The following is a 23,624-nucleotide window of genomic DNA, read 5'->3' as shown; positions in this document are numbered from 1 at the left end:
TAACTACAAAAAAGTACAACTAGTTAAAGTTGTACTTTGAGTCAGTTGATTACTAAAAATTAAAATTTATAAGTTAATACGCCTGCAAAATTTCTTGGGTCGGTTTGGTTGATATAACTTGTTCTGTAAGCGTTATAGCCAATTTCGTTAAAGACGTTGTTTAGTAAAAATCTTAAATTCCAATGTTTATTAAAATGATAAGCGGCTTGTAAATTTACCTGTGTATATGCCTCTACATTAAATGGTTCTTGGTTGGGTACAATCCCTTCATGTGTTACGGCACCGGCGCTCCAATCATTTATTGGTCTTTCGCCTGTAAAATATATACCAGCTCCGGCTGATAAACCTTCTAAATCACCATGAAATTTATAATTTGCATAGGCATTGAAAGTGTGTTTTGGTGTGTTTAAAGGGGCGGAACCGTAAACATATGAGGTGTGTTCTTTATATTGTGCATCGATATAAGAATACCCGGTAATGAGTTCTAGATTATTATGAATACGTCCTGTTAATTCTACCTCTATACCTTTTCGTTCGTCATTTCCTCCTTTTTGGTAATAAGCTGTAGCAACCCAATTTTCATCATAAACAGGAAGGTTAATGTCTTTGTTGTTTATTTTAAAGAAGGTGAAATTAAAGCGTAATCGGCTATCTAACCAATTCGTTTTTATGCCTGTTTCAAATTGGTCGAAACGTTCATTACCTAATTGGTTGCCATTAATATCTAATCGTGTGCCCGATCTTGGGTAAGAACTATTGGTGTAAGATACAAACAAGTTGATGTTTTTATGAGGTGTTACAATAATGCCCATTAAAGGGTTAAAAGCATCGCTTTGGGTTGTCTCTGTAGCGGCATCGGTTTGTGTTGTGCTATAACGGAAGCCCAAAAATGTTTTTAACCAATGGTTAAATGTAATCACATCTTGAGCAACTAAACCCAGTGCTCGTGATTGGGAACCTTCTATGCTTACGGCTCCAAAATCCAGACTACCTGGTAAAGTTCTTGTGTTATTTGTAAACGCATTAATAGTATCTATGGTAGAAACACTTTGGCTTGTGGTATTGAATATTGTGGTTCTGTAGTCGAAACCAACTTGAAACGTATGCGATATGTTACCTGTTTTTAAATCGTCTCCAACTAAATCGAATTGTAAAACACTGTTCTCATCATTACGTGTTGATATGGAATAACCACGTTTACGTTCGTTGTAGATAGGATCTCCAAATTCATCATTTATAACAGATCCTAGGCTTGCTCCTTTATCATCTAAATCTAAAACCGATTTATATAAAGCGGCTTTTAAACTTAATTTATCTGTAATATCTCTGTTGAATCGTATGGAATAGGAGGTGCTTTTTGTTAATGATTTGTCGTTTTCAAATCCTAAAAACTGGTTGTATGGCAAATCATAAATAGCATTGGTGTCGTTTTCTCCTAAGTTAATAGTTCCAACATCGGGTGTTCTGCTATCATCAAAGAAGTCCATTTCAAGAGTTAAAGTTGTTTTATCGTCTAATTTCCATTCCAAAGATGGGTTGATGTAAAAACGTTCCGATGAAATTCCATTTCTGTAACCATCTGCACGTTCTAGAGCACCGTCAATTCTAAATGCTAAATGTTCGGTATTTGCTACAGGTCCAAAAACATCAAAGGTGGTACGTGCCTGCCCGAAACTGCCCAAACGTACCGATGCATTGCCTCCAGAATAATATTTAGGTGTTTTTGTAACAATGTTTATTACGCCACCAGGGCTTCCTAAGTCGGTTGCCACACCTTGTGTTATAGAAGCAGCACCTTTTAAAACTTGAATATTATCAACACCTTGCATATCTGTTAAAATACCAGTACCTCTAAAATCGGAATGCACACGCACGCCATTTTTTAATATAGGAATACCTCTAAACCCACGAGAGGACATGCTTTCGCGTTTGTTTCCATAAGTAGCGAAGGTGTATACACCAGGAACATTTTTTGTAGCATCCGAAATGGTGAGGTTTCCCTGTTGTTCAATTACTTTTTCTGAAATAATAGAAATACTTTGAATTTGCTCGTAAGGCGCTAATGGCAGTCTGGTGAGCGCTTCAATTTTATCGGGGTGTTTGTTTCGGTCTCCAAAAAGCTCAATTTCATCTAGTTCTGAATCATTTACCAGTATAAAACTAAGGTTAATGCTTTGATTATTTTTTATTTGAATCGTTTTTGTTGATGATTTGTATCCAACAGCCGATGCTTTGATGTTGTAGTTTCCGTTGATTGTAGTTGGTAATTCAAAATAACCATATTCGTTTGCCGAGGTACCTTTTGAAGAACTTTCAATTAGAATACTAGCGAAAGGGATTGGTTCTTGTTTTTCATTATTAATTGTGCCCGTTATTTTCGATTGGGCAAATGAGACTTGAATGGTTAGAATGAGTAATAAACTTAATTTTTTATACATGACTTTATTTAGATTGATTATAAATAACTCGGCAAATATAGAATTGAAAATTAAATACACAAAGTTTATTTAGACTAAATATAAATAATAAATTAAGTTGTATTGATTATTAGACAGATAGGGGTTGAAAAGAAATAAAATAAGTTTTGGGAGAAAAAGAACCAGCTTTAAGCACAAGTTCTTATTGAAAATAGGGGGAGAGCCTTATTTTTGAACAAAAAAAAGACCAACAAAAACATAATGTTTTTGTTGGTCTTTTTTTATTTTGAAAGGTTTTACTAAAATGAAAACCTCATTATGGGAAATCTAACCTCTTCTTTTTTGAGATCGAACAGAGCCACCTGCACCAAAATGTTGGTTAGGTGCTTGGGCACGTTTCATGTTTTCCTTCATCATTTTTATTTGATCGGCTAACATGCCTTGTTTGTCTAATTTTTGAGCTTCAGAAAGCAGTTTCTCAGCTTCAATTTTTCTGCGTTTAGAAAAAGCAATACCCGATAAGTTCAGTTTTGCCATGGCTAAATCATGACTCATAGATAAACCTAATGTCACCGCTTTTTTGAAATATTTTTCAGCTTCATTCATGTTTGTTTGAGAAACCATTAACCCATGTAAGTAATAATAGTAGCCTTGTTGCTTCGTAACTAAGGCGGCTTCTGGGTTTTTAATTTTGTCTAACCATTTTTTTGCGCCTTCAAAATCTTGCTTACGCAACCTTAAAAATGCTAATAAAATAAACTCGTTTTTAAAATAAAGCAACACGAAAATAAGTGAAAGTAGTATAAACATAATACCGTTACCTATGTTTCCTTCTATGAATTGGTAAACTGCAAAAGCAATGATTCCTGCAGCTATTATTAATTTTATAATTTTATTGTACATTTTATAGTGTTTGAATGGTTGTATTAGATGTTTTTTTAGCGTCTAATTTAATTGTAAATGCAAAGAAACTAAATTTTTGTCAAAATCAATCCATAGATAATTAACAAAAAGGTGTTCATGAACCCAAATAAATAAAGGAATATTGCTTAAATTTGATTCTGAAAAATTAATTCTAAATATTTTTAAAATAACATTTGTCAAAGTAAAAACTCTTTGTATATTTGCGCTCAGTTTTGGAGAAAGCCAAACGAACAAAAAAAAAGTACAATTCAGAATTTTAAAGATATAAGGTAATGAGTAAAAGAACATTTCAGCCATCGAAAAGAAAAAGAAGAAACAAGCATGGTTTTAGAGAAAGAATGGCTTCTGTTAATGGAAGAAAAGTACTTGCTCGTAGAAGAGCTAAGGGTAGAAAGAAATTGTCTGTATCTTCTGAATCTAGACATAAAAAATAATGATTAACAATTGTTGATATTAATAAGGTATTACTTAAGTGTAATGCCTTTTTTTATATCTGTTAATGCCTATTTTTGTAACATATTATAAAACACTTATTAAACAGTAAAAATGCCTAAAAATTCAAAACTTAAATCTATTCTAATTATTGGATCTGGTCCTATTGTTATAGGGCAAGCATGCGAATTCGATTATTCAGGAACGCAAGCTTTACGCTCTTTAAGGGAGGATGGAATTGAAACTATTTTAATTAACTCCAATCCTGCAACCATCATGACCGACCCATCAATGGCCGATCATGTATACTTGTTGCCACTTACAACCAAATCATTAATTAAAATTCTAAAAGAACATCCACATATTGACGCTGTGTTACCTACTATGGGAGGACAAACGGCGTTAAATTTATGCATAGAAGCAGATGAAAAGGGGATTTGGAAAGATTTTGATGTAGAAATTATTGGTGTAGATATTGACGCTATTAATATTACCGAAGACAGAGAGAAGTTTAGAGAATTGATGCTTAAAATTGGGATTCCAATGGCGCCTCAAGCAACGGCTACTTCTTACTTAAAAGGTAAAGAGATTGCGCAAGAGTATGGTTTTCCTTTAATAATTAGGGCTTCATTTACTTTAGGTGGTGAAGGCGCTTCTTTTGTTCATAAAGAAGAAGATTTTGATGAGTTATTAACACGTGGATTAGAGGTGTCTCCTATTCATGAGGTGATGATTGATAAAGCCTTAATTGGTTGGAAAGAGTATGAGTTAGAGTTGCTTAGAGATTCAAATGATAATGTTGTAATAATCTGTTCTATTGAAAATATGGATCCGATTGGTATTCATACAGGAGATTCTATTACAGTAGCACCAGCGATGACTTTAAGTGATAAAACGTACCAAAAAATGCGTGATATGGCTATCCATATGATGCGTAGTATTGGTGATTTCGCAGGGGGATGTAACGTGCAGTTTGCCGTAAGTCCAGATGAAAAAGAAGATATTATTGCTATTGAAATTAATCCTCGTGTATCGCGTTCGTCGGCACTAGCAAGTAAAGCAACAGGGTATCCTATTGCGAAAATTGCGGCTAAATTAGCGTTGGGTTATCATTTAGATGAATTACAGAATCAAATTACAAAATCTACTTCAGCTTTATTTGAGCCGACTTTAGATTATGTAATCGTAAAAATACCTCGTTGGAATTTCGATAAATTTGAAGGGTCTGATAGAACTTTAGGTCTTCAAATGAAATCGGTAGGAGAAGTGATGGGTATTGGTCGTTCATTCCAAGAAGCGCTACATAAAGCAACACAATCGCTAGAAATTAAGCGAAATGGTTTAGGTGCAGATGGTAAAGAAAATAAGAACTACGAGCAAATTATAGAAAAACTTACCTATGCTTCTTGGGATCGTGTATTTATTATTTACGATGCTATTGCTATGGGAATTCCTTTAAGTAGAATTCATGAAATCACAAAAATTGATATGTGGTTCTTGAGACAATATGAGGAATTACACTTGCTTCAAAAAGAAATTTCTACGTTTACAATTGATACCATCCAAAAAGATTTATTGCTTGAAGCTAAGCAAAAAGGTTATGGTGACCGTCAAATAGCACACATGTTGGGCTGTTTAGAAAGTCAGGTTTACAATAAACGTGAAGAATTTGGTGTGAACCGTGTCTATAAATTAGTAGATACCTGTGCTGCCGAATTTAAAGCAAAAACTCCCTATTATTATTCAACTTTTGAAAGTGATATGGAAACTGCAGAAGGAAAACGTTATGCAGATAACGAGAGTATCGTTACAGATAAAAAGAAAATTATTGTTTTAGGTTCAGGACCAAACAGAATTGGGCAAGGTATCGAGTTCGATTACTGTTGTGTACATGGTGTTTTAGCAGCCGCTGAATGTGGTTATGAAACCATCATGATTAACTGTAACCCTGAAACGGTTTCAACCGATTTTGATACTGCTGATAAATTATACTTCGAACCTGTGTTCTGGGAGCATATTTATGACATTATTAAGCATGAAAAACCAGAAGGTGTTATCGTGCAATTAGGTGGACAAACCGCTTTAAAACTTGCTGAAAAATTAACTAAATACGGTATTAAAATTATAGGAACTAGTTATGAGTCTCTTGATTTAGCCGAAGATAGAGGTCATTTTTCAAACCTATTAAAAGAAAACAATATTCCTTACCCAGAGTTTGATATTGCAACAACTGCAGATGAAGCTTCTGCGATTGCAGATGTATTGGATTTCCCAATATTAGTGCGCCCATCTTACGTACTTGGTGGACAAGGGATGAAAATTGTTATCAATAAACAAGAACTTGAAAAGCATGTGGTTGACTTATTAAGCCAAATGCCAGGGAATCAGTTGTTGTTAGATCATTATTTAGAAGGCGCTATTGAAGCAGAGGCTGATGCTATTTGTGATGGAGAAGATGTGTATATTATTGGTATCATGGAACATATTGAGCCTTGTGGTATACATTCAGGTGATAGTAATTCTATGTTGCCTCCATTCAACTTAGGTGAATTTGTAATGCAACAAATTAAAGACCACACTAAAAAAATTGCTTTAGCACTTAATACAGTTGGTTTAATAAATATTCAGTTTGCTATTAAAGATGATATTGTTTACATCATCGAAGCCAATCCAAGAGCATCTCGTACGGTACCGTTTATAGCGAAAGCTTACGGAGAACCTTATGTAAACTATGCTACTAAAGTGATGTTGGGGGAAAAGAAGGTGAAAGATTTTAACTTTAATCCGCAATTAACAGGGTTTGCTATTAAGCAACCGGTATTCTCTTTCAATAAGTTTCATAATGTGAATAAGAAGTTAGGACCAGAAATGAAAAGTACAGGCGAAAGCATTTTGTTTATAGATAGTTTAAAAGACGATGAGTTTTATGAATTATACTCGAGACGAAAAATGTATTTGAATAAATAAAAATTAAAAAGCCGCTTTAAGCGGCTTTTTTTATGTCTTTTTTAATTTGAAATTTAAGGAAACTTCAACGGTTTCTGATACTTTGTCTTTTACGACTTTAGGTATTTTTATATCAAAATCTGAAGTATTTAAAAGGAAGCTTCCAGATACATTTATAAAATCACCTTCTCTTGATAGCTTTAAAGGAATGGACTCTAGTTTTTTCGTTTTCCCATGAAATGTTAAAGAACCATTCATTTTAAATATAGAAGTAGCACTTAATTTATCAATGGAAAAATCTTCTAAATTTCCTTTAAAAGTAGCTTTAGGGAATTGGTCCGATTCGGCATAGTTTTCATTAAAGTGCTCTTCCATGAGAGCGTTTTTAAATCGAAACCCCTTCACTAAAACCAAGGCAGCAAATGCACCGCTTTTAGTTTCAATGATTGCTGTAACCGACTGGTTCATCGCTTTTACTTCTTCAAAAGAGGCTACTGAAGCTTCAAAATTTACCACGCCCGTTTTTGTAATATACTTGCTTTGTGCAACTAAATTAAGGCTAAAAAATGCTAGTAGGTATATTAAATGTTTCATGGTGTTTAGTTTTCTAGAAACCCATCATCTTTCCATTGTTGAATTAAAGTTCTGTTGTTTTGAGACATTAATCCAGACTGCGGCATAGGGTTACTGGTGCTGTTTATTCTTGCAATTAGGCTTCCGGTTTCTACAGATGCTTTTACTTGCGCATAGGTTGTTAAAGACATGGGAGCGCCATTTCTAACCGGACTTCCATGGCAGTTATTACAATTTGAGGTTATAATGGCCTTCACACTGCCATTGTATGTTACCTTAGTTGTTGGTGCAGGGTCTGGATCTGGATTAGGAGACGCTTCCGTTAAATCGTCGTTGCTAGAACTGCTGCAACCAAAAAGAATGGTTGTAAACATTATGCTTGTTAATAGTATCTTTTTCATAGTTGTAGGGTATTTGTATTAGTGTTTTTATTAAAATTGTCTACTTAAATTAAATCCAAAATAAATATCGCCGTCGCTCCAGTCTCCTGTTCCTTGTCCTAAAAAGCCATTAGCATCCATGGGTTGGGCGTTTGTAAAATGCATTTGGAACACGTGTCCACCCGTTTCTAAATCAACTCCAATAGATAATGGGTTTTTAAAAGGTGAGTTGCTGGCTCTGTTTAAATGCCAGCCATAATCGGCGTTTAAAGACCAGCGTGTACTTAATTTGTAGCGGCCACCAAAACCTAAGGCAAATTGCGAATTGTCTTGTGCATCCACAACAACATAGTTATCATGAAAAAATGTAGGCGCTAGTTCCAGCGATAAATCGGTGTTTACTTTTCTAGAAATTAGTATTTGTGCCGTATAACCTAGGCGGTGTTTAAATTCCAGTAAAGGCAAATTTTCCTTGTCTAAGGCGGTGTTTATTAAAATGGAATTGTAACCCACTATGGTAAAAGGAAAGCCGTTTTCTTCCTGTCTTAATAGGCGGTATTTTAAGGAGACATCATAAACTTTTAAATAAGAGCTTCTTGAAACACCTACATTTAATCCATCAGTGACTCCTAAAACAAAGTTGAGTCGAGTGACAGCTTCATCCAAACCAAAAAAAGTGTTGATGCCATTTTTTATTGAGCCAAATCGGTGAGATACAATAAATTGAAGTTCTTTCTTTGCTACTAATTTGGTCGATTCAAAATTTACAATTTTCAAACCTTTAAAGGCTGCTGTTGCGTATTCAGTTCCTGTGGAATCAGTATCAATTTCAGTAAGTAAGTCGTTTTGTGAATTGGTAACTAAGGACGAAAATAAAAGGAGTATTAATAGGTTTCTCATTAATAATGGGGTTCTTTAATTGGGTTACTGCTTTATGAATTTTTTAATTTTTGATTGGCCTTCTGAAGAGACTTTGATGAGTGTAATACCGCGTTCCCAAGAAGTGATATCTATGGGGTTATCTCTATAATTGGCGTTGCTATATATTTGTTTACCTAGAATATTGAATACTTCAATTTTAGCTTCTGCTATAGATTGAGGTAATTGTATTTTTATATAATTTTTTGCTGGGTTGGGAGAAATACTGAAATTAGAAATAGACGCATCTTCAATACCTAAAGGAGCGCTCACGGTAATGGTTCCGCTCATATTGCCGGAATGATAGGTGCATACATAAGGGTTTGATCCGGCTTTAGTAAAGGTGTACGAATATGTTTGTCCGTTACCCGTTAAATCTGGGCTATTAAATGTTTCAGAACTTCCAGAACTACTTGTAACGTTGTGGATTATTCCATCCGTCCAAGTCCATGTAACTATGTCGTTTATATTTACAGTTAGATCTATGTTGGTGCCAATATTAAGTTTCCAGTTAAGATTGTATGTTGTTTGGGCAGCAACATAAATAGTAAAAACGAAGAATAAAAGAGAAAGTAGTTTTGTTTTCATATTTTAAGATTTAAAGTTAATATTTAATCCACTATAAAACACTGGTCTACTTTTACTTGCTCTAGCAAATCATCATAGCCTATAACACGTCCTTTTATTTTAATGTTTGTGCCTTTCTTTGATGGTAAAGTAATAAGATTACTAAATTGGCAGAAAACACTTTCGTTTAAAGTTAAATCTTTTTTATTTATTTCTGTAATGTTTCCAGAGATTTCTATGGTTTTATTAAGATATTTTAATTCTGACTCGGAAGGGGTCTTTAAAAAAGCGGTACTCAAAGCCTGTGCAGATAGCGTGTAAGCGGCTTGCTCTTCGTGTATGTCTCTATGACTTTGGTATATGTAGTTATAGCCAGCGAAACCGGCTAAAAGAAGAATTACTAAAATAAGCCATTTACGCATCCTTTTAGTTTAATACTTAATTTATAGTATATAAATTTAAGGTATTTATGGATGTGTAGTAGTAAAAAAAATAGAATACTTACAAAATGAGCATTTAATTGTCTGTTAACTCAATTTTGGCATTTTGGTCTTTCAAACATTCTAAATACAATTCTACTTTAAATTCTGAAGTTTTAAAGGCAGAGGTTCTGTTTCTTGCTTGTTCTTGTCTGGCTATACTTCTAGCAAAGCGTCTTACTTTGTTTTTTGAATCTAAAATAATACCAGGAACTGGCACGTTTTTTCCGTTTTCATCTTTGGCAACCATGGTGAAATACGACGAATTACAATGTTTTTTTTCGCCTGTTTGAATGTTTTCAGATTCAATTCGAACACCAATAACCATCGATGTTTTTCCGGTATAGTTAACTGATGCTTTAAGTGTAACAAGTTCACCAACTTCAATAGGGTTTAAAAAATCGACCTTGTTTACAGATGCTGTTACACAATAATTTCTTGAATGTTTAGAGGCGCAGGCAAATGCTATTTGATCCATAAGGCCTAAAATATAACCTCCATGAATTTTGCCGCTAAAATTAGAGTGCGACGGTAGCATTAATTGTGTAATTGTTATTTGCGATTCTTCAGTTGTTCTAAGCATAATGTAAAGTTATAGTCGAGTAGATAATTCCCGTTATTATTGCAATTCCAAAACTTATTAAAGTTCCTATTAAAATATATTCTGTGAGTTGTCTGTGTTTCGACTCTTTTAAATCGCCAAATCTAAAAACAGATTTCGCCGTAATTAAAAAGCCAACAGCTTCCCAGTGTCCTACTATGATGAAAATAAACACCAAAACACGCTCTAAAATACCAATATATTTCCCTGCATCCTCTAGTGATTGGTTATTTTTAGTAAGTTCTGAAATATTCCACTTAAAAAAAATGGTTTTCATAATTATAGAGGTGGGAATTGTTAAGAATAGCAAGCAGGCTGCAAGCAATAAGCTGTTTTCGGTCACCAAAAAGCTTAAGTTGAAGGCGTTTTCAGTAAATAGATAATAGCAAAAATAAATAACAGCTATATGTAGCAGTTGGTCAATAAAAAACAACAGACGCTTTGTTTTTTTCTTTTGATATAACAATTTCGCAGCGTCAATAATTAAATGCGTAATACCTATACTTAAAATTATGGGCCATAATGAAAGATCCCAAAGGAAGATACTCGTTAAAGCCACATGAATTAAAACATGCAGATAGAGCTTTTTCGATTTTAGTTTTTTCTTCTCCTTTTCTTTAACCCATTTTCTAGGTTGAAGAAAAAAATCGCCGATAATGTGTGCTAACAAAAGCTTTATTAAAACCATCATAATAAACTTGTTTTGTGTTTGTACATTTGGTTTAACTCTAAAATTTCATCTAAATGAGCCCGTTTCTGGCGGTTGCTAATGGCGTTTTGGTTAATACCTATTAGTTTGCCTAACTCGGTTTGTAACGCTTCGGGATTTTCGATGCTTAGTTTTACAATTTCGGCGGAATTAACACTCCAGCTATCCATGGTAATTAACGCTAATTTAAAGTATAAATTTAACTCTTCATTAATAGCGTTGTTGTTGGTTTTGATGCGTAAGTTTTGTTTTTCCTTTTTTAAAGTTTCTAAAACTTCACCTGAGAACACAAAAGCATCACCGTTAGATTCTGTTACATCGTGCCCTTTAAAGGTTTTGCTTCCAATACCAATAGCCAGCCTAACGTCTAAGTCTTTAATCATTTTAATAGCTGCTTTTATATAAATAGCGGCCATGAAACTGTTCGCGTAGTCGCTTAGTTCTATTTGAAAACTATCTCCTCTATATAGTTCCCAATAAGTAGTATCAGGACTTAAATAGGATAATGCCTTTTTTAAGGTATTTATCCATATTTCAGGGTCTGTTTGTTTTCTGGAGTTTATAATATCTCCTGTTATAACGCTTATCATTCCGTTAAAATTTAAGTATCACTTAATTACATGATAAACAAATATATCACTTAATTACATGATAAACAAATATATCACTTAAATACATGATGTGTGTTCGGGGGTTAATCTTCTTCAGCACGCTTAATAATGGCTTCAGGTAAGGCTTTTTTAGCTTTAGCACCCATTTTTTTAAGACGTTCAACACTCGATATTAAATTTCCTTTACCATCAACCAACTTATTCATGGCAGCCGAATAATCGCTTTTAGCAGCATCAATTTTTTTACCAACACCGGTTAAATCAGAAACTAAACCTTCAAATTTATCATAAAGTGCACCTGCTTGTCGTGCAATTTCAATAGCATTTTGTTGTTGCTTTTCGTTGGTCCACATACTATCAATAGTACGTAAAGTGGCTAAAAGGGTAGAAGGTGTTACTATGACGATGTTTTTCTCGAAGGCTTTGTTGTATATACTATTGTCATCATTAACAACCACAGCAAAAGCAGGTTCTATAGGGATGAACATTAAAACAAAATCGGGTGATTCTATATCGTATAAATCTTGATAATTTTTTTCTGAAAGTTGGTCTACGTGCTTTTTAACCGAATTAATATGGGCTTTTAAGTAACGTGCTTTATCCTCATCATCGGCATTCACTAAACGCTCATAATCGGTTAAAGATACTTTAGAATCGATAATCATTTTTTTACCGTCGGGAAGATGAAGCACTACATCGGGCAGCACTCGTGTGCCATTTTCGCGGGTAAAACTTTGTTGTACAAAATACTCTCTGTCTTTTTCTAAGCCCGATTTTTCTAGTACGCGTTCTAAAACCAATTCGCCCCAGTTTCCTTGCATTTTACTATCGCCTTTTAAAGCACGCGTCAGGTTGGTAGCCTCTTTAGTCATTTGTTGGTTCAAGTCTTTTAAACCAACTAATTGCTCTTTTAAAGCGGAATGCATACTAATGCTTTCCTTTTGAGTTAAATCTACTTTATCTTCAAAAGTTTTAATTTTATCTTGAAGTGGTTTTAGAATAGCATCTAAATTTTCTTTGTTTTTGTTAGTGAATTTTTCAGATTTCTCCTCTAAAATTTTATTAGCCAATAACTCAAAATCTTTACGCAGTTGCTCTTGGCGTTCTTCAATTTCTTGATCGCGTTTAGCACTTAATTGTTGTAGGTTTTCGTATTCGGTGTTTTTACGTGTTAATTCAGAATTTAAAAAGTCTTTCTCACGACGAATGTCTTCACGTTCTCTTTCAACCTTATCAATAGTTTGTTTCAGTTCGCTAATAGTCGTGTTTAATTGACTTTGGCGCTCTTCTAAAGTGCTTTGTTCGCTTTTACTTTTTAGTTTGGTAATGGTCATGCCTATATAAGCACCTATTCCGCCAGCGATAAGTATGGCAAGAATTAGAATTAGGTTGTCGTTCATATTATTTAAATCTTATAACCGTAAAAGTAATAAATTATAAAGGTTTGTAATTGTGAAACCCTAATCTTTCTTAACATTTGAAAAATCATATTTCTTCAATGTTTTTTGAAGTATTTTCCAATGATTTCGTAATTGTCTTTTAATTTCAGGTGCTTCCAAATCATCTGAAGCTCTATAAGCGTATCTTAAAAAATTGCCTCGGAATTTTCTATAATAATATTTTGTTATTGCTTTTCCATCAACAAAATCAGTCCTTTTTGCCGGGAGCATTCTCGATTTCTCTCCTTTAAAACTAAAAAGTCTATAAATTTTTCTTTTAAATACTGGAGCTTCATCTAAAAGATGTTTTTCTTTAACGACTTCTACCCGCTTATGTTTTCGCTTAATGGTTTGTTTCATTTCTCTATAAAACTTAGCTAAGTTTTTGGACTTAATTAAAGTTTGATAACCATAAAATTCAAACCCTAAATAATTTAATGGCATGTTATGATTTAAAACTCCATCTTTATCGATTCCATAGGATTGTAAACGACCATTATTTAATTTGAAAAGTGTTTTTTCTGTTTTCTCTAATGATACTGTCAATTCATTTTTTTCTATCTCATTTTCGACAAAGTCTTCAATTGATTTTATTTGATTTTCATTGCAAATCATTACAATATCATCAGAGTATCTACGATAAAAAATATTGTGTTTTAATGTTAATTCATTTATAACAGCTTCGTCAAATGCAATCATATAAATATTAGCTAGCAATGCGCTAATAGGCAGTCCTTGTGGGATACCAATCAATTCTTTTTGGTCGTTTTGTTTTTGATTTTTATGAATTATTATATCAGAATCTATTAATTCCTTAATACTTCTGAAAAAGGTATGCTTCCCTTCTTTTCTGAATTTTGATAATTCTTTTTCATCAAAATGACCATTTTTAGTTTTTAGGTCTTTCAATTTTACATAAGAAAATCGGGTAGTGGCTTTGAAAATATTAAAGTGATCTTTAGGTAATGTTTTGTAGCCTAATATTTTTGCCCAAGCCAATTTTAATTTTTTATGATCTAAACTAGGAAAGAAGTTTTCTATATCTAAAACAAGCGTTACACAGCTTTCTCTTCGTTTAATTTCATCAAATACATCTTTAGCAAAATGTACATTGTTTTTAAACTTTAGTTTATCGTCGGTTTCAATTTGTCTATAAGCAGTTATTGAATTTGAAAGCAATGGGTTTTGCTTTAAGTAGGCTTCATATTTTGGAGTGATAATTTGTTGCGTGTAATAAGAATAGATATGAGCATCTATATGCGTTGCGTATAATATTTCTCTAATTTTTGTGTTTGAAACAAATTTTCCTTTCTTTATTTTTTTGTGAGAACGTCTCAATTCTCCATTAAAATCAGATAATTTATAGCGTCTCTGCTTAATTTCTTTAAAGATAAGTGGAGAAAAGGAATGTTGAGACACTTTTTTTTGATTGGTTACAAAGCGCTCAATATTTTTTCTAATAGACATTGGAGTCTTATTAGTAAAATGTGGATAACCTCTGTCTTTAAACCAATCTTTTTGCTCTATCATAATAAAAAAAGAAAAGGAAGCTCTCGCACGTATTTATAACAGAATAAAACTTACACCTTATAAAGGATTGAACTATTAGCCGAATTCTCGACTCACGTTGCAATTGTACGTTCATTATACTTTGTCGGTATAATATATTGTCTAATTTAAACTTAAGCCCTCTAGAAATGATTGTAACATTAACTAAATTGTGTCGTCTAATAACTATAACTTATAAATATTTCTGTATCTTACAGAAGTTGCTGGTTTATACAGCATTTATAACGTTATACTTGCTGGATAAACCAGCAGCTTATACATCTTCCTTAATCTCCATATTTATTATCCTTTTTCTTGAAAAAGTCGGATTAAGTGATTGGTTAAAAACCAATACAGTAGTTCAACAAATGTTTTATTTCTTTTTAACTAAAGAACTTCCTTGCTTTAGTGTAAATGTAGTATTTTTTTTATATTTATAAAAAAATAAGACAATGAGTTTAGACAATCAATTTAAAATTGGGAATATTGTAACTTTTAAGACGCATCCATTACTTTATGACAGGTATATAAAAGGGGATGGGAAATTAGTTCCTCCATTTATGGTTGTGATAGAAGTGTTTTTTGAAGATGAAAAAAAGAAAGTTGTTGATACATCTAATGGTAAAACCATAGCTGAAAGAATAAAATATACTTGTATCTTTTTTGATGATAATAAGAATGAGTTTAAGGAATTAATAGTTTATGAGTCTATGCTGATGGATTTTACTAAGTTTTATATTTCAAAAATGGATGGAAATACAGTCGAAGACCCAGAATATAAAAGTCTTATAGATGAAGTGTCAGGTTATAAAAATCCAAGTTATAAATATGGAAACATAATCTATTTCAAAACAAAAAAACTTGAGATACTTAAAAAGCGAAGTTCTGTAAAAACTGAAATTAAAAAAGAAAAAGGAAAGCCAGTTGAAGAAAAAAAGGAAACGATTCAATATGTTGTTAATTACTCTACACCAGAATTTGTTTTATGTGGATATAAAGAAGAATTAGGCGAAGATTTATTTTATCCTAATGGTGAAAAGAAGAAAATAGTGGCAAAAGTGTTATACAAAGTAAAATGGTTTAATTCTAATCAAATGAAATTTAGTGAACAATATTTACCTAAGAAATGTTTTATTGATGTTCAGCCTTTTTCAACTTTAGTTGCACATAATCTAAAACCTAAAACAGAAAAACCTTCAGAAGAGAGTTTATAAGACATTTACTTTTTCACTCGAAAACTCCCCGTTTTTTCATCAAAAGCAATTAAATCTTTAGGGAATAAGGTTTCAAATGTCCCGTTTGAAATGAGGTTGCAAGGAGTGTCTGTAACCACTTGGTTTTTAGACATCACAATCATGGTGTCGCAAAGTTGAATGGCTAAATCTATTTCGTGTGATGAAAACAGAATGGTTTTACCCGTTTCTTTTGCTAATTGCTGAAGCAGTTTCAATATATAAGCTTTGTGATACATGTCTAGATGTGAGGTGGGTTCATCTAAAATAATCAAGTCGGTATCTTGTGCCAACGCACGTGCAATCATTACTTTTTGAAATTGTCCGTCGCTTAATTCGAAACATCTTTTATGTTTTAAATCTGTAATATTGGTCTGGATAAGTGCGGTGTTTATACAAGCAATATCGTTCTCAGATAAATTTCCAACCCAATTGGTGTACGGTTGTCTGCCCAGAGCAACCAATTCGAAAACCGATAAGTTTTTAGACATCATTTGTTCTGTTAAAACCAGACTCATTACTTTGGCTAAATCGAGCGCAGGAAACTGTTTTATATTTCTTTCAGCGATAAAAACCTCGCCGCTTAAAGCGTCTTGAACATGAGTAAGTGTTCGTAAAAGGGTCGATTTTCCAATACCATTACCGCCTACTAAACCAACCAATGCGCCTTTGTGTAACTCAATATTAATATTAGAAGCCACAATGATGCGTTCTTTTTTAGAGGTGTAACCAATAGATAAGTCTTTGGTTTTCAGTATGATATGTTGGTTTTTATCTGACAATCTTATTTTTATATTAATCTAACAAATCTTAATTAAAACACCATATTACGTTTTCTAACCAGCAACCAAATCACCACCGGTGCGCCAACTAAAGACGTTATGGCGTTAATAGGTAAGGTGTAATCGCTATTGGGTATTTGGGCAATGGTGTCGCAAATAAGCATTACAATAGCCCCGAATAAAAACACAGCTGGTACTAAAATTTTATGGTTCGAGGTGTTGAAAACTTGACGGGTTAAATGCGGAATAGCTAGTCCAATAAATGCAATAGGTCCTGTAAACGCCGTAATAGTACCTGCTAATAAACTGGTTGAAATGATAATGGCTAGTCTGCTTCTTTTAATATTCAAGCCCAAACTTTTGGCATAATTCTCACCTAAAAGCAAGGTGTTTAGCGATTTTATTGAAGCCAGACAAACAAGAATACCAATGGCATAAATGATGAAAAACACCCCTAATTCACTCCAAGATAGGTTGCCTAAACTACCAAAACCCCAGAAAATATATTGCTGTAATTGCTGTGCAGAACCAAAATAGGAAAGCACACTTACAATGGCAGATGTGATACTCGCAAACATAAGCCCTATAATAAGTATGGCCATGGTGTCGCGTACTTTTATAGATACCATTAAAACGGCTAGTAATACTAAAAAACTACCTAAACTGGCAGCGATAACAATACTCCATTTTGACATTAAAAGGGTAACGAAAACACCTCCAAATACCGATGAACCCAATATAACTAAAGCAACCCCCAAACTCGCACCCGAACTAATACCTAGTACAAAAGGGCCTGCCAAGGGGTTTCTAAATAAGGTCTGCATTAATAAACCCGAAATACCTAAACCAGAACCTACTAAAATAGCGGTAAAAGCTTTAGGTAATCTGTAATTTTGAATGATATGTTGCCAAGTTTCCTGTTCCGTAGTGGCGCCAATAAGACTATTGAAAACATCTTTAAGGGGAATGTATACAGAACCTAAACTTATGTTTATTAAAAAACAGAGTATGAGTATAAGAACTAATACTAAAAAAGAAATATTGTATGTTTTTGTATCCGGCAATTAGTCTAAATGTTTAAAAAAGTAAAGGTCATGATTTTTTAAGAGTTTTGGATGACAAATTTTAATAAGATCTTTTAAAACCAAATCGGGGCGGGTGGTGCCCAACTCAAAATATAAAATCCCGCCAGATGTTCCTTTGGTGTTTATAGTAGAATAAATATTGTTGTTTTGAAACGCCTTAAACATGGTGTTGTGCGTGTTGGCATTTTTAAGCGCTTCTCTACTTGCATAATTTGAAGGGCTTAACCAAATATCGGCATCTTTAGCTTTCATGAAAACGGTTTCAAAATTTAGCGACAAACTACCGGAGCCTTTCGAGTCGCTCCATAAATAATTAACGTTGGCGTCCTTTAAAAGTTGCGCTTCGGTGCTGGTTCCATTGGGCAAATACCAAACATCGTTGTGCATAGCGCCACTTAAAACGCTAGGTTTGGTTTTAGCATCTTTAGCCAGTTTTTTTGCGTTTAGGTAATCTTTTTCAATCGTGTTGAAAATAGAATCGGCTTGTTTTTGTTTATTGAATAATACACCGAAAAACTTAATCCATTCTGCTTTTGCAAGCGGCGATGCTTCTACCCAATCACCATTAAAAATAACAGGAATGCCCGATTTTTTAATCGTCTCAAAAGTTTTATTATTACCATCAATACCAAAACCAATAACCACATCGGGTTTTACTTCTAATAAAACTTCGGTGTTAATACCTGCATTTTTTCCTAACTCCCTAACTTTTCCGTCGTCAATGCGTTGTCTTGTTTTTTCAGACGAAATATAATCTGTTCCCGGGAAACCAACCAAGGTTTGTTCTACATTCAATAATTCTAAAGCAGGAATGTGTGTGGTGCTGGTAACCACTATTTTTTCAATAGGAATGGTAATAATACCATCAAATTCATCTTTGTTTAATGTTATTTTTGATAGCATGTTTTTGTGAACCAATGCGTATTTATATGTTTTCTCCGCTTTGGGCCAAGGGTTTGAAACCGTTAGTATTTTAAAGTTTTCGTTGTTAGTAATTGAAAAGCCTTGAGCATATTTATAGGCAGATGTTTCAATATCTTGTTTAATTTCATTAGGGGCTTTGGTGTCGTTTTTACATGTAAAAAAACTTGTAAGTAGGAAACAGATTATTATTTTTTTCAAGTGTGTATGTTTTAATGTCTCAAAAGTAAGATTATTTAGTGTTTTGAATAAATCATTAGACAAAATGTTTACTTTTGCAGCGAAATTTGGTTTTATCTATTTCAAGTAGATGAATTAAAAGGGAATCAAGTACGTTGATTTGCGATTCTAAAAATCGTGACTAAGCAATTCTTGAACTGTTCCCGCAACTGTAGGCTATTAAGCTTCGTGTTAAACTTCAAAGTCACTGTTCCGATGTATCGGGATGGGAAGACCAACACGAGGACGCAAGTCAGGAGACCTGCCAATTTCATCATCTAAAATTACTTTCGGGAAAAGGTATTCAAGATTTATGAAAAAGATAAGCGTTTTTTTGGTACTTGTATGTTGGTGTTTTAGCAGTTTGGCTCAAACAGTGACAGATTCTATTCAGTATTTAGATGAAGTTGTTTTAAGCGATACCAAATTACGTGCCTATACTTCTGGCGTAAAAGTGCGTGTTCTAAACGATTCTGTTTTGGCAAATAATGCGCAATCTTTAACAGGTTTACTAGCGTTTAATAGTAATTTGTATTTCAAGGAGAATGGGTATGGTATGGTGTCTTCACCATCTTTTAGAGGTACAAATGCGTCACAAACAGCTGTGATTTGGAATGGTATTAATATTAATTCTCAACTTACCGGACAAACAGATTTTAATACCATTAATGTAAATAATTTTAGCGATGTCACTGTAAGAAGTGGTGGCGGAAGCGTGCAATACGGTAGTGGTGCTATTGGTGGTAGCATTCATTTAAATAATAAATTGCTTTTTGAAAATCATTTTGAAAACAAATTTCAGGTGTCTTTTGGGAGTTTTAATACCAAACAAACGAGTTTTAATTCATCGTATGGTAGCAATGAAATATCTATAAACGCAGGTGTTTCTTATATAAATTCAGATAATGATTATAAATATTTGGGGACGAATAAGGTTAATGAAAACGGACAATATAATAATGTCAACTTCAATTTTAACTTAGGGTATTTTGTTTCAAATAAAGATGTATTGAAAATGTATCACCAAACGTTTATTGGAGACAGACATTTTTCTGGAACGGTAAGTACGCCGTCTAAAAGTGGCTATGAAGATGAGAATTACCGTACCATGTTAGAGTGGTCACGTATTGCAAATAAGTACACTTCAAAACTAAAAGTGGCTTCTTTACAAGAACAGTTTAGGTACTTTGAAAATAAAGAAAAAAGTAATTATTCCTTCGGAAAAGTGAATACCTATTTGGTTAATTATAATTTGAATTTGAAGGTTTCAAACAAACTTCAGTTTAAAACGGTATTAGATTATAATAAGTATAAAGGTTCTGGTAGTAGTTTTGGGAGCCCAGAACGTGAGGCTTTCTCTGCTACGCTATTAATGAACCATAAGGCTACAAATAAAATAGTTTACAACCTTAATGTTAGAAAGGATTTCACATCAGGTTTTACGAGCCCGTTCGTATTTGCGGTTGATGCAGGTTATACCGTTAATAAGTTTTATGAGGTTAAGTTAAATGCTTCTAAAAATTATAGAGTGCCAACCTTTAATGATTTGTATTGGAACCCTGGTGGTAATTTGAATTTGGTGCCAGAGTCGTCTTATCAGGTTGATTTGGGGCATCAATTTACTCATAAACATTTCAATGTCAAATTGAATAGTTATTACATAAATACATCCGATTTAATTCAATGGCAACCCAACACTTCTGGTATATGGTCTCCCAAAAATGTAGCCAAGGTTAATAGTTATGGTGCTGAATTAGAATTTGAAACCAGATTTCATTTTAAAGCACATCACTTTAATATTACGAGTCATTATTCTTATACGGTTTCTGAAAATATTGAAACGAAAAAGCAACTTATTTACGTGCCATTTTATAAGGCGAATTTGGCTGTTGCTTATAGTTGTAAGAAGTTTTCAGTCTATTACCAGTATCTATATAATGGAAATGTATTTACGACTACAGATAATTTAAGGGGACGTTTTTATTCCTTAGAAGCCTATGCTGTGTCGAATATCGGGTTTAATTACAGTGTTTTAAAAACTAAAAAACAGCAGCTTAAAGCAGGTGTTTTAATTAAAAATATATACAATAAAAATTACCAAAATGTGGCATTTAGACCAATGCCTAACAGGAATTTTAACATTCAATTATATTATCAATTTTAAAAAACAAACTAGTATTATGAAGAAGATTATTTTATCAATTTTTACATTGTCATTATTTGTATTGTCATGTTCGAATGACGACGATGCGGTTGTATTGCCTTTAGGAGATTATGAAAACGGTATTTTAGTAAGCTGCGAAGGCGGGCCATCATCTATATCTTTCATTTCAAATGATTTCATGACAACTGAGAATCAAATATATTTTAATGTGAACAATGAAGAGTTAGGTGTTTACTTGCAGTCTGTCGGTTTTAACGATTCTGACGCTTATATTGTTACCGATAATGCAAATACTATCAATGTTGTTAACCGTTATACATTTGAAAAAAAAACAACAATTACTACGGGATTATCTACTCCAAGATATATCGCTTTTTTGAACGGAAAAGGGTACGTAACGAACTGGGGCGAAGGAGGCGTGGCTTCAGATGACTTTATTGCGGTTGTAGATTTAGCTACAAATACAGTTGAAAGCACTATCGCTGTAGGTGAAGGGCCAGAGCAAATTTTAGCAGTTGGTAATAAACTGTTTGTTTCTCATAAAGGTGGATACGGATCTAATAATATTGTAACTGTAATTAATACAGCAACAAACGATGTAGCAACAATTACTGTAAACGATAACCCAGATGAAATGGTTATTAATAACGCAGGAGATCTTGTGGTTTTATGTAGCGGTGCTGTTCAATATGATGCTAGTTGGAATGTTATAGGAAATACAGATGGAAGTATTGTTAAGATTAATGTGTCTGATAATTCTATTATTTCAAATTTCAATTTTGCTAATGGTGTGCATCCAGGTTTAATGGCTTATAATAATGGAGCCTTGTACTACGTATCTGCCAATAAAGTGTATACTATGGGCGATGCAAGTACTAGTTTGCCAACAAGTTCTATAATCGATTTAACGGCGAGTTATGCGTATGGCTTATCTGTAAACAATAATAAATTATATGTTGCTGATGCTAGTTTCTCGGCACAAAGTGAATTAGTGGTTTATGATTTGTCTTCAAAAACAATAACAAATACATTTCCTGTAGGTTTAGGAGCTTCAAAAATTTACTTCAATAATTAAGAAGTTGTAAGTTTTATAGGAAGATTATAACCTATGGAGTGAAAAAAAAAGGGAGGCTGTTTAACAGCCTCCCTTTTTTTATTATTTATTTCTTTTTATCAAATCGAATGGAATCTCTTTGTCAACGTGCATTTCATTATTAAAAGGCTCAAAACTATTACTATCTTTAAAAGGTTTTATGGTTTCTGAGGATTTAGATTTTATGCTTTCCAATTTACTAATAGAACCTTCAATATCTGCTAAAGCAGCAGCTAAAAGACGTTCATTTACATCACCTAAAACACCTAGGTTTATAAAACTTTCTTTAAGTTCAATGTCGGGTGTTAAGCCGGTGTCATAATCTGTATGGCCTACTTTATTCAACGATTTAAAAATAAGTGGCTGCATAGCATAAGCATGGTTTTGGCTGGCTCCTTGGCGACCAAAATCATCCGAATCGTATAAAGTTGTAGAGGCTTGGTATTTTCCTGTGGTAAAATCGCCAATGTGTATCACGTTAATATAAGGGTCTAGACTGTTTATAACCAATTCGCTGGCAGAAGCAGAAGCGTCTGTTGCTAAAATGTGAACTTTTTGAAGGTTTAAACTATTTAAAGCAGTTCCTTTATTGTTGTTTGTAAACCTGTTAATTAATAATTCGGGATTGTTGTCTTCAAAAGCTTGTTGGAATTCGGTGTTCCATTGTTCTGTACTAAATATTTCTCCATTAAATTGACCTGTAATCATACTTGATAAAAGAATGGCAGAGTTTACAGATCCTCCAGAGTTGTATCTTAAATCTAAAACCAAGTGTTTTACATTGTTGGATTTAAATTCTCCAAAAACAGCATTCAATTGTGTGTCGTAGTTTGCTGTAAAGCCGTTGTACATTAAGTAGCCAACGTTTTCACCTTTTACAGTTAATATTTTAGATGTGTAAATAGGGTTTTCAGAATACTCAACCTTGTTAAGGGCAATCGATTCGTTTTTTGAAACTACAGTGTCATCACTGGTTTCTGTGGTGTTATTCGTGTTGTAGGTAGCTAAATTTAAAGTGTAAGCATTGGTTCCTAATAAGCTATTGAAATTAGAGGTTGTTAAAGGTGTCCCGTTAATGGCATTGAACACATCTCCGCGTTTTAAACCTTTGGAATCTGCATCGCTGTTTGTTAAAACTAAGCGTACAATACCTATAACCTTTGTTGTGCTATTTGGTTCTAAAAATAGTTTAAATTCCATACCATTACTTGTAGAAACACCACTGAATAATTGTTCTAATGCAATATAATCATCCACAATCCAGCTGTATTTATCTACAGTTTCACGTTGGTGAATAAGGCTTTCAAATAATGCTTCGGGGCTTGAATAGCTGTTTATAAAATCGGCATAATCTGCGTTTGATGTAAACCTGTCGTTAGCAAGATTTGGGATATTGTCTTTATAAAGGTAAAACGTGTTCATGCCTTTCCATACAAAATCGTTGATGGAGTTTCCTGAAATTTGAGTGTCGTCATCGTCTTTAAAACAGCTGGTGGTTAAAAAGGAAATGGTAATAAGTAGGAGTAAGGATTTATAAGTTTTCATGAAATGGGGATAAACAGAAATTTAATGTTTCTATGTTGT

The 23,624-nt window shown here is 33.3% G+C and carries 21 protein-coding genes and 1 riboswitch; of the genes, 5 read left to right on the top strand and 16 right to left on the bottom strand.

The window, feature by feature from the left end; all coding sequences use genetic code 11:
• Positions 1-59: 59 nt before the first annotated feature.
• The gene (locus tag Q5N74_RS00500) at positions 60-2,438 is read right to left on the bottom strand and encodes a TonB-dependent receptor (RefSeq protein WP_304386703.1); all 2,379 of its coding nucleotides are present in this window, start codon (positions 2,436-2,438) and stop codon (positions 60-62) included.
• A gap of 306 nt (positions 2,439-2,744) precedes the next feature.
• Positions 2,745-3,320 carry a DUF2892 domain-containing protein gene (locus Q5N74_RS00495; protein WP_304386702.1) on the bottom strand — a complete coding sequence of 192 codons (576 nt, stop codon included), beginning with the start codon at positions 3,318-3,320 and terminating at the stop codon, positions 2,745-2,747.
• A 293-nt stretch (positions 3,321-3,613) separates the two neighbouring features.
• Here Q5N74_RS00495 and rpmH point away from each other — a divergent pair, with 293 nt between their 5' ends.
• Together rpmH and carB are read left to right on the top strand one after the other, a co-directional pair.
• Positions 3,614-3,775 (top strand): 50S ribosomal protein L34, encoded by a 162-nt coding sequence (gene rpmH / locus Q5N74_RS00490; protein WP_296348856.1) that lies wholly within the window; start codon positions 3,614-3,616, stop codon positions 3,773-3,775.
• A gap of 112 nt (positions 3,776-3,887) precedes the next feature.
• Positions 3,888-6,740: a carbamoyl-phosphate synthase large subunit gene (gene carB / locus Q5N74_RS00485; RefSeq protein WP_304386701.1), complete on the top strand. Its 2,853-nt coding sequence runs from the start codon at positions 3,888-3,890 to the stop codon at positions 6,738-6,740.
• Between the two features lie 30 nt (positions 6,741-6,770).
• Here carB and Q5N74_RS00480 read toward each other — a convergent pair whose 3' ends face one another.
• From Q5N74_RS00480 to Q5N74_RS00435, 10 genes are all read right to left on the bottom strand, one after another.
• Complete coding sequence (locus Q5N74_RS00480) at positions 6,771-7,313, bottom strand: YceI family protein (RefSeq protein WP_304386700.1); 543 nt, start codon at positions 7,311-7,313, stop codon at positions 6,771-6,773.
• A 5-nt stretch (positions 7,314-7,318) separates the two neighbouring features.
• Entirely contained in the window at positions 7,319-7,693 is a 375-nt protein-coding gene (locus Q5N74_RS00475) for a hypothetical protein (RefSeq protein ID WP_304386699.1), read from the bottom strand.
• Between the two features lie 30 nt (positions 7,694-7,723).
• Entirely contained in the window at positions 7,724-8,572 is an 849-nt protein-coding gene (locus tag Q5N74_RS00470; RefSeq protein WP_304386698.1) for a DUF5777 family beta-barrel protein, read from the bottom strand.
• Positions 8,573-8,596: 24 nt separating this feature from the next.
• Entirely contained in the window at positions 8,597-9,178 is a 582-nt protein-coding gene (locus tag Q5N74_RS00465) for a T9SS type A sorting domain-containing protein (protein WP_304386697.1), read from the bottom strand.
• A gap of 23 nt (positions 9,179-9,201) precedes the next feature.
• The gene (locus tag Q5N74_RS00460; protein ID WP_304386696.1) at positions 9,202-9,579 is read right to left on the bottom strand and encodes a hypothetical protein; all 378 of its coding nucleotides are present in this window, start codon (positions 9,577-9,579) and stop codon (positions 9,202-9,204) included.
• A 94-nt stretch (positions 9,580-9,673) separates the two neighbouring features.
• Positions 9,674-10,219 carry an acyl-CoA thioesterase gene (locus Q5N74_RS00455; RefSeq protein ID WP_304386695.1) on the bottom strand — a complete coding sequence of 182 codons (546 nt, stop codon included), beginning with the start codon at positions 10,217-10,219 and terminating at the stop codon, positions 9,674-9,676.
• Positions 10,212-10,928 carry a DUF3307 domain-containing protein gene (locus Q5N74_RS00450; RefSeq protein WP_304386694.1) on the bottom strand — a complete coding sequence of 239 codons (717 nt, stop codon included), beginning with the start codon at positions 10,926-10,928 and terminating at the stop codon, positions 10,212-10,214. The genes Q5N74_RS00455 and Q5N74_RS00450 overlap by 8 nt, the downstream gene beginning before the upstream one ends.
• Positions 10,925-11,536, bottom strand: coding sequence for a transcriptional regulator (locus tag Q5N74_RS00445; RefSeq protein WP_304386693.1), 612 nt, complete (start codon positions 11,534-11,536; stop codon positions 10,925-10,927). Before Q5N74_RS00445 ends, Q5N74_RS00450 begins: the two co-directional genes overlap by 4 nt.
• Before the next feature lie 104 nt (positions 11,537-11,640).
• A complete protein-coding gene (locus Q5N74_RS00440; RefSeq protein WP_304386692.1) occupies positions 11,641-12,957 on the bottom strand; it encodes a DNA recombination protein RmuC in 1,317 nt (438 codons plus the stop codon).
• 60 nt (positions 12,958-13,017) lie between these two features.
• The gene (locus Q5N74_RS00435) at positions 13,018-14,526 is read right to left on the bottom strand and encodes a reverse transcriptase domain-containing protein (protein ID WP_304386691.1); all 1,509 of its coding nucleotides are present in this window, start codon (positions 14,524-14,526) and stop codon (positions 13,018-13,020) included.
• A gap of 470 nt (positions 14,527-14,996) precedes the next feature.
• On the opposite strand from Q5N74_RS00435, the gene Q5N74_RS00430 reads away from it, so the two are divergent.
• On the top strand, positions 14,997-15,758 hold the full coding sequence (locus Q5N74_RS00430) for a hypothetical protein (protein WP_304386690.1): 762 nt from the start codon (positions 14,997-14,999) through the stop codon (positions 15,756-15,758).
• A 5-nt stretch (positions 15,759-15,763) separates the two neighbouring features.
• On the opposite strand, the gene Q5N74_RS00425 is transcribed toward Q5N74_RS00430, so the two are convergent.
• Genes Q5N74_RS00425 through Q5N74_RS00415 form a run of 3 tightly spaced genes read right to left on the bottom strand, consistent with a single transcriptional unit; the run spans position 15,764 to position 18,765 of the window.
• Positions 15,764-16,558, bottom strand: coding sequence for an ABC transporter ATP-binding protein (locus Q5N74_RS00425; RefSeq protein ID WP_304386689.1), 795 nt, complete (start codon positions 16,556-16,558; stop codon positions 15,764-15,766).
• A gap of 32 nt (positions 16,559-16,590) precedes the next feature.
• Complete coding sequence (locus tag Q5N74_RS00420; RefSeq protein WP_304386688.1) at positions 16,591-17,622, bottom strand: iron ABC transporter permease; 1,032 nt, start codon at positions 17,620-17,622, stop codon at positions 16,591-16,593.
• Entirely contained in the window at positions 17,623-18,765 is a 1,143-nt protein-coding gene (locus Q5N74_RS00415; protein ID WP_304386687.1) for an ABC transporter substrate-binding protein, read from the bottom strand.
• Between the two features lie 70 nt (positions 18,766-18,835).
• A riboswitch (cobalamin riboswitch) is annotated at positions 18,836-19,068 on the top strand.
• Between the two features lie 28 nt (positions 19,069-19,096).
• On the opposite strand from Q5N74_RS00415, the gene Q5N74_RS00410 reads away from it, so the two are divergent.
• Both Q5N74_RS00410 and Q5N74_RS00405 read left to right on the top strand, forming a co-directional pair.
• Entirely contained in the window at positions 19,097-20,947 is a 1,851-nt protein-coding gene (locus Q5N74_RS00410) for a TonB-dependent siderophore receptor (protein ID WP_304386686.1), read from the top strand.
• A 16-nt stretch (positions 20,948-20,963) separates the two neighbouring features.
• Positions 20,964-22,022, top strand: coding sequence for a YncE family protein (locus Q5N74_RS00405; RefSeq protein ID WP_304386685.1), 1,059 nt, complete (start codon positions 20,964-20,966; stop codon positions 22,020-22,022).
• Positions 22,023-22,103: 81 nt separating this feature from the next.
• On the opposite strand, the gene Q5N74_RS00400 is transcribed toward Q5N74_RS00405, so the two are convergent.
• Positions 22,104-23,585: a S41 family peptidase gene (locus Q5N74_RS00400; protein ID WP_304386684.1), complete on the bottom strand. Its 1,482-nt coding sequence runs from the start codon at positions 23,583-23,585 to the stop codon at positions 22,104-22,106.
• Positions 23,586-23,624 lie beyond the last annotated feature (39 nt).

Source organism: Mariniflexile sp. AS56 (assembly GCF_030552475.1).
Lineage (GTDB): Bacteria > Bacteroidota > Bacteroidia > Flavobacteriales > Flavobacteriaceae > Mariniflexile.
Note: the sequence above shows the minus strand (reverse complement) of the source record. Positions and strands in the feature narration are given on the sequence as shown.

Bases quoted from the DNA above. Each gene is read 5' to 3' on its own strand.
- Q5N74_RS00500 (WP_304386703.1), bottom strand. From the start codon at position 2,438: ATGTATAAAAAATTAAGTTTATTACTCATTCTAACCATTCAAGTCTCA.
- Q5N74_RS00495 (WP_304386702.1), bottom strand. From the start codon at position 3,320: ATGTACAATAAAATTATAAAATTAATAATAGCTGCAGGAATCATTGCT.
- rpmH (WP_296348856.1), top strand. From the start codon at position 3,614: ATGAGTAAAAGAACATTTCAGCCATCGAAAAGAAAAAGAAGAAACAAG.
- carB (WP_304386701.1), top strand. From the start codon at position 3,888: ATGCCTAAAAATTCAAAACTTAAATCTATTCTAATTATTGGATCTGGT.
- Q5N74_RS00480 (WP_304386700.1), bottom strand. From the start codon at position 7,313: ATGAAACATTTAATATACCTACTAGCATTTTTTAGCCTTAATTTAGTT.
- Q5N74_RS00475 (WP_304386699.1), bottom strand. From the start codon at position 7,693: ATGAAAAAGATACTATTAACAAGCATAATGTTTACAACCATTCTTTTT.
- Q5N74_RS00470 (WP_304386698.1), bottom strand. From the start codon at position 8,572: ATGAGAAACCTATTAATACTCCTTTTATTTTCGTCCTTAGTTACCAAT.
- Q5N74_RS00465 (WP_304386697.1), bottom strand. From the start codon at position 9,178: ATGAAAACAAAACTACTTTCTCTTTTATTCTTCGTTTTTACTATTTAT.
- Q5N74_RS00460 (WP_304386696.1), bottom strand. From the start codon at position 9,579: ATGCGTAAATGGCTTATTTTAGTAATTCTTCTTTTAGCCGGTTTCGCT.
- Q5N74_RS00455 (WP_304386695.1), bottom strand. From the start codon at position 10,219: ATGCTTAGAACAACTGAAGAATCGCAAATAACAATTACACAATTAATG.
- Q5N74_RS00450 (WP_304386694.1), bottom strand. From the start codon at position 10,928: ATGATGGTTTTAATAAAGCTTTTGTTAGCACACATTATCGGCGATTTT.
- Q5N74_RS00445 (WP_304386693.1), bottom strand. From the start codon at position 11,536: ATGATAAGCGTTATAACAGGAGATATTATAAACTCCAGAAAACAAACA.
- Q5N74_RS00440 (WP_304386692.1), bottom strand. From the start codon at position 12,957: ATGAACGACAACCTAATTCTAATTCTTGCCATACTTATCGCTGGCGGA.
- Q5N74_RS00435 (WP_304386691.1), bottom strand. From the start codon at position 14,526: ATGATAGAGCAAAAAGATTGGTTTAAAGACAGAGGTTATCCACATTTT.
- Q5N74_RS00430 (WP_304386690.1), top strand. From the start codon at position 14,997: ATGAGTTTAGACAATCAATTTAAAATTGGGAATATTGTAACTTTTAAG.
- Q5N74_RS00410 (WP_304386686.1), top strand. From the start codon at position 19,097: ATGAAAAAGATAAGCGTTTTTTTGGTACTTGTATGTTGGTGTTTTAGC.
- Q5N74_RS00405 (WP_304386685.1), top strand. From the start codon at position 20,964: ATGAAGAAGATTATTTTATCAATTTTTACATTGTCATTATTTGTATTG.
- Q5N74_RS00400 (WP_304386684.1), bottom strand. From the start codon at position 23,585: ATGAAAACTTATAAATCCTTACTCCTACTTATTACCATTTCCTTTTTA.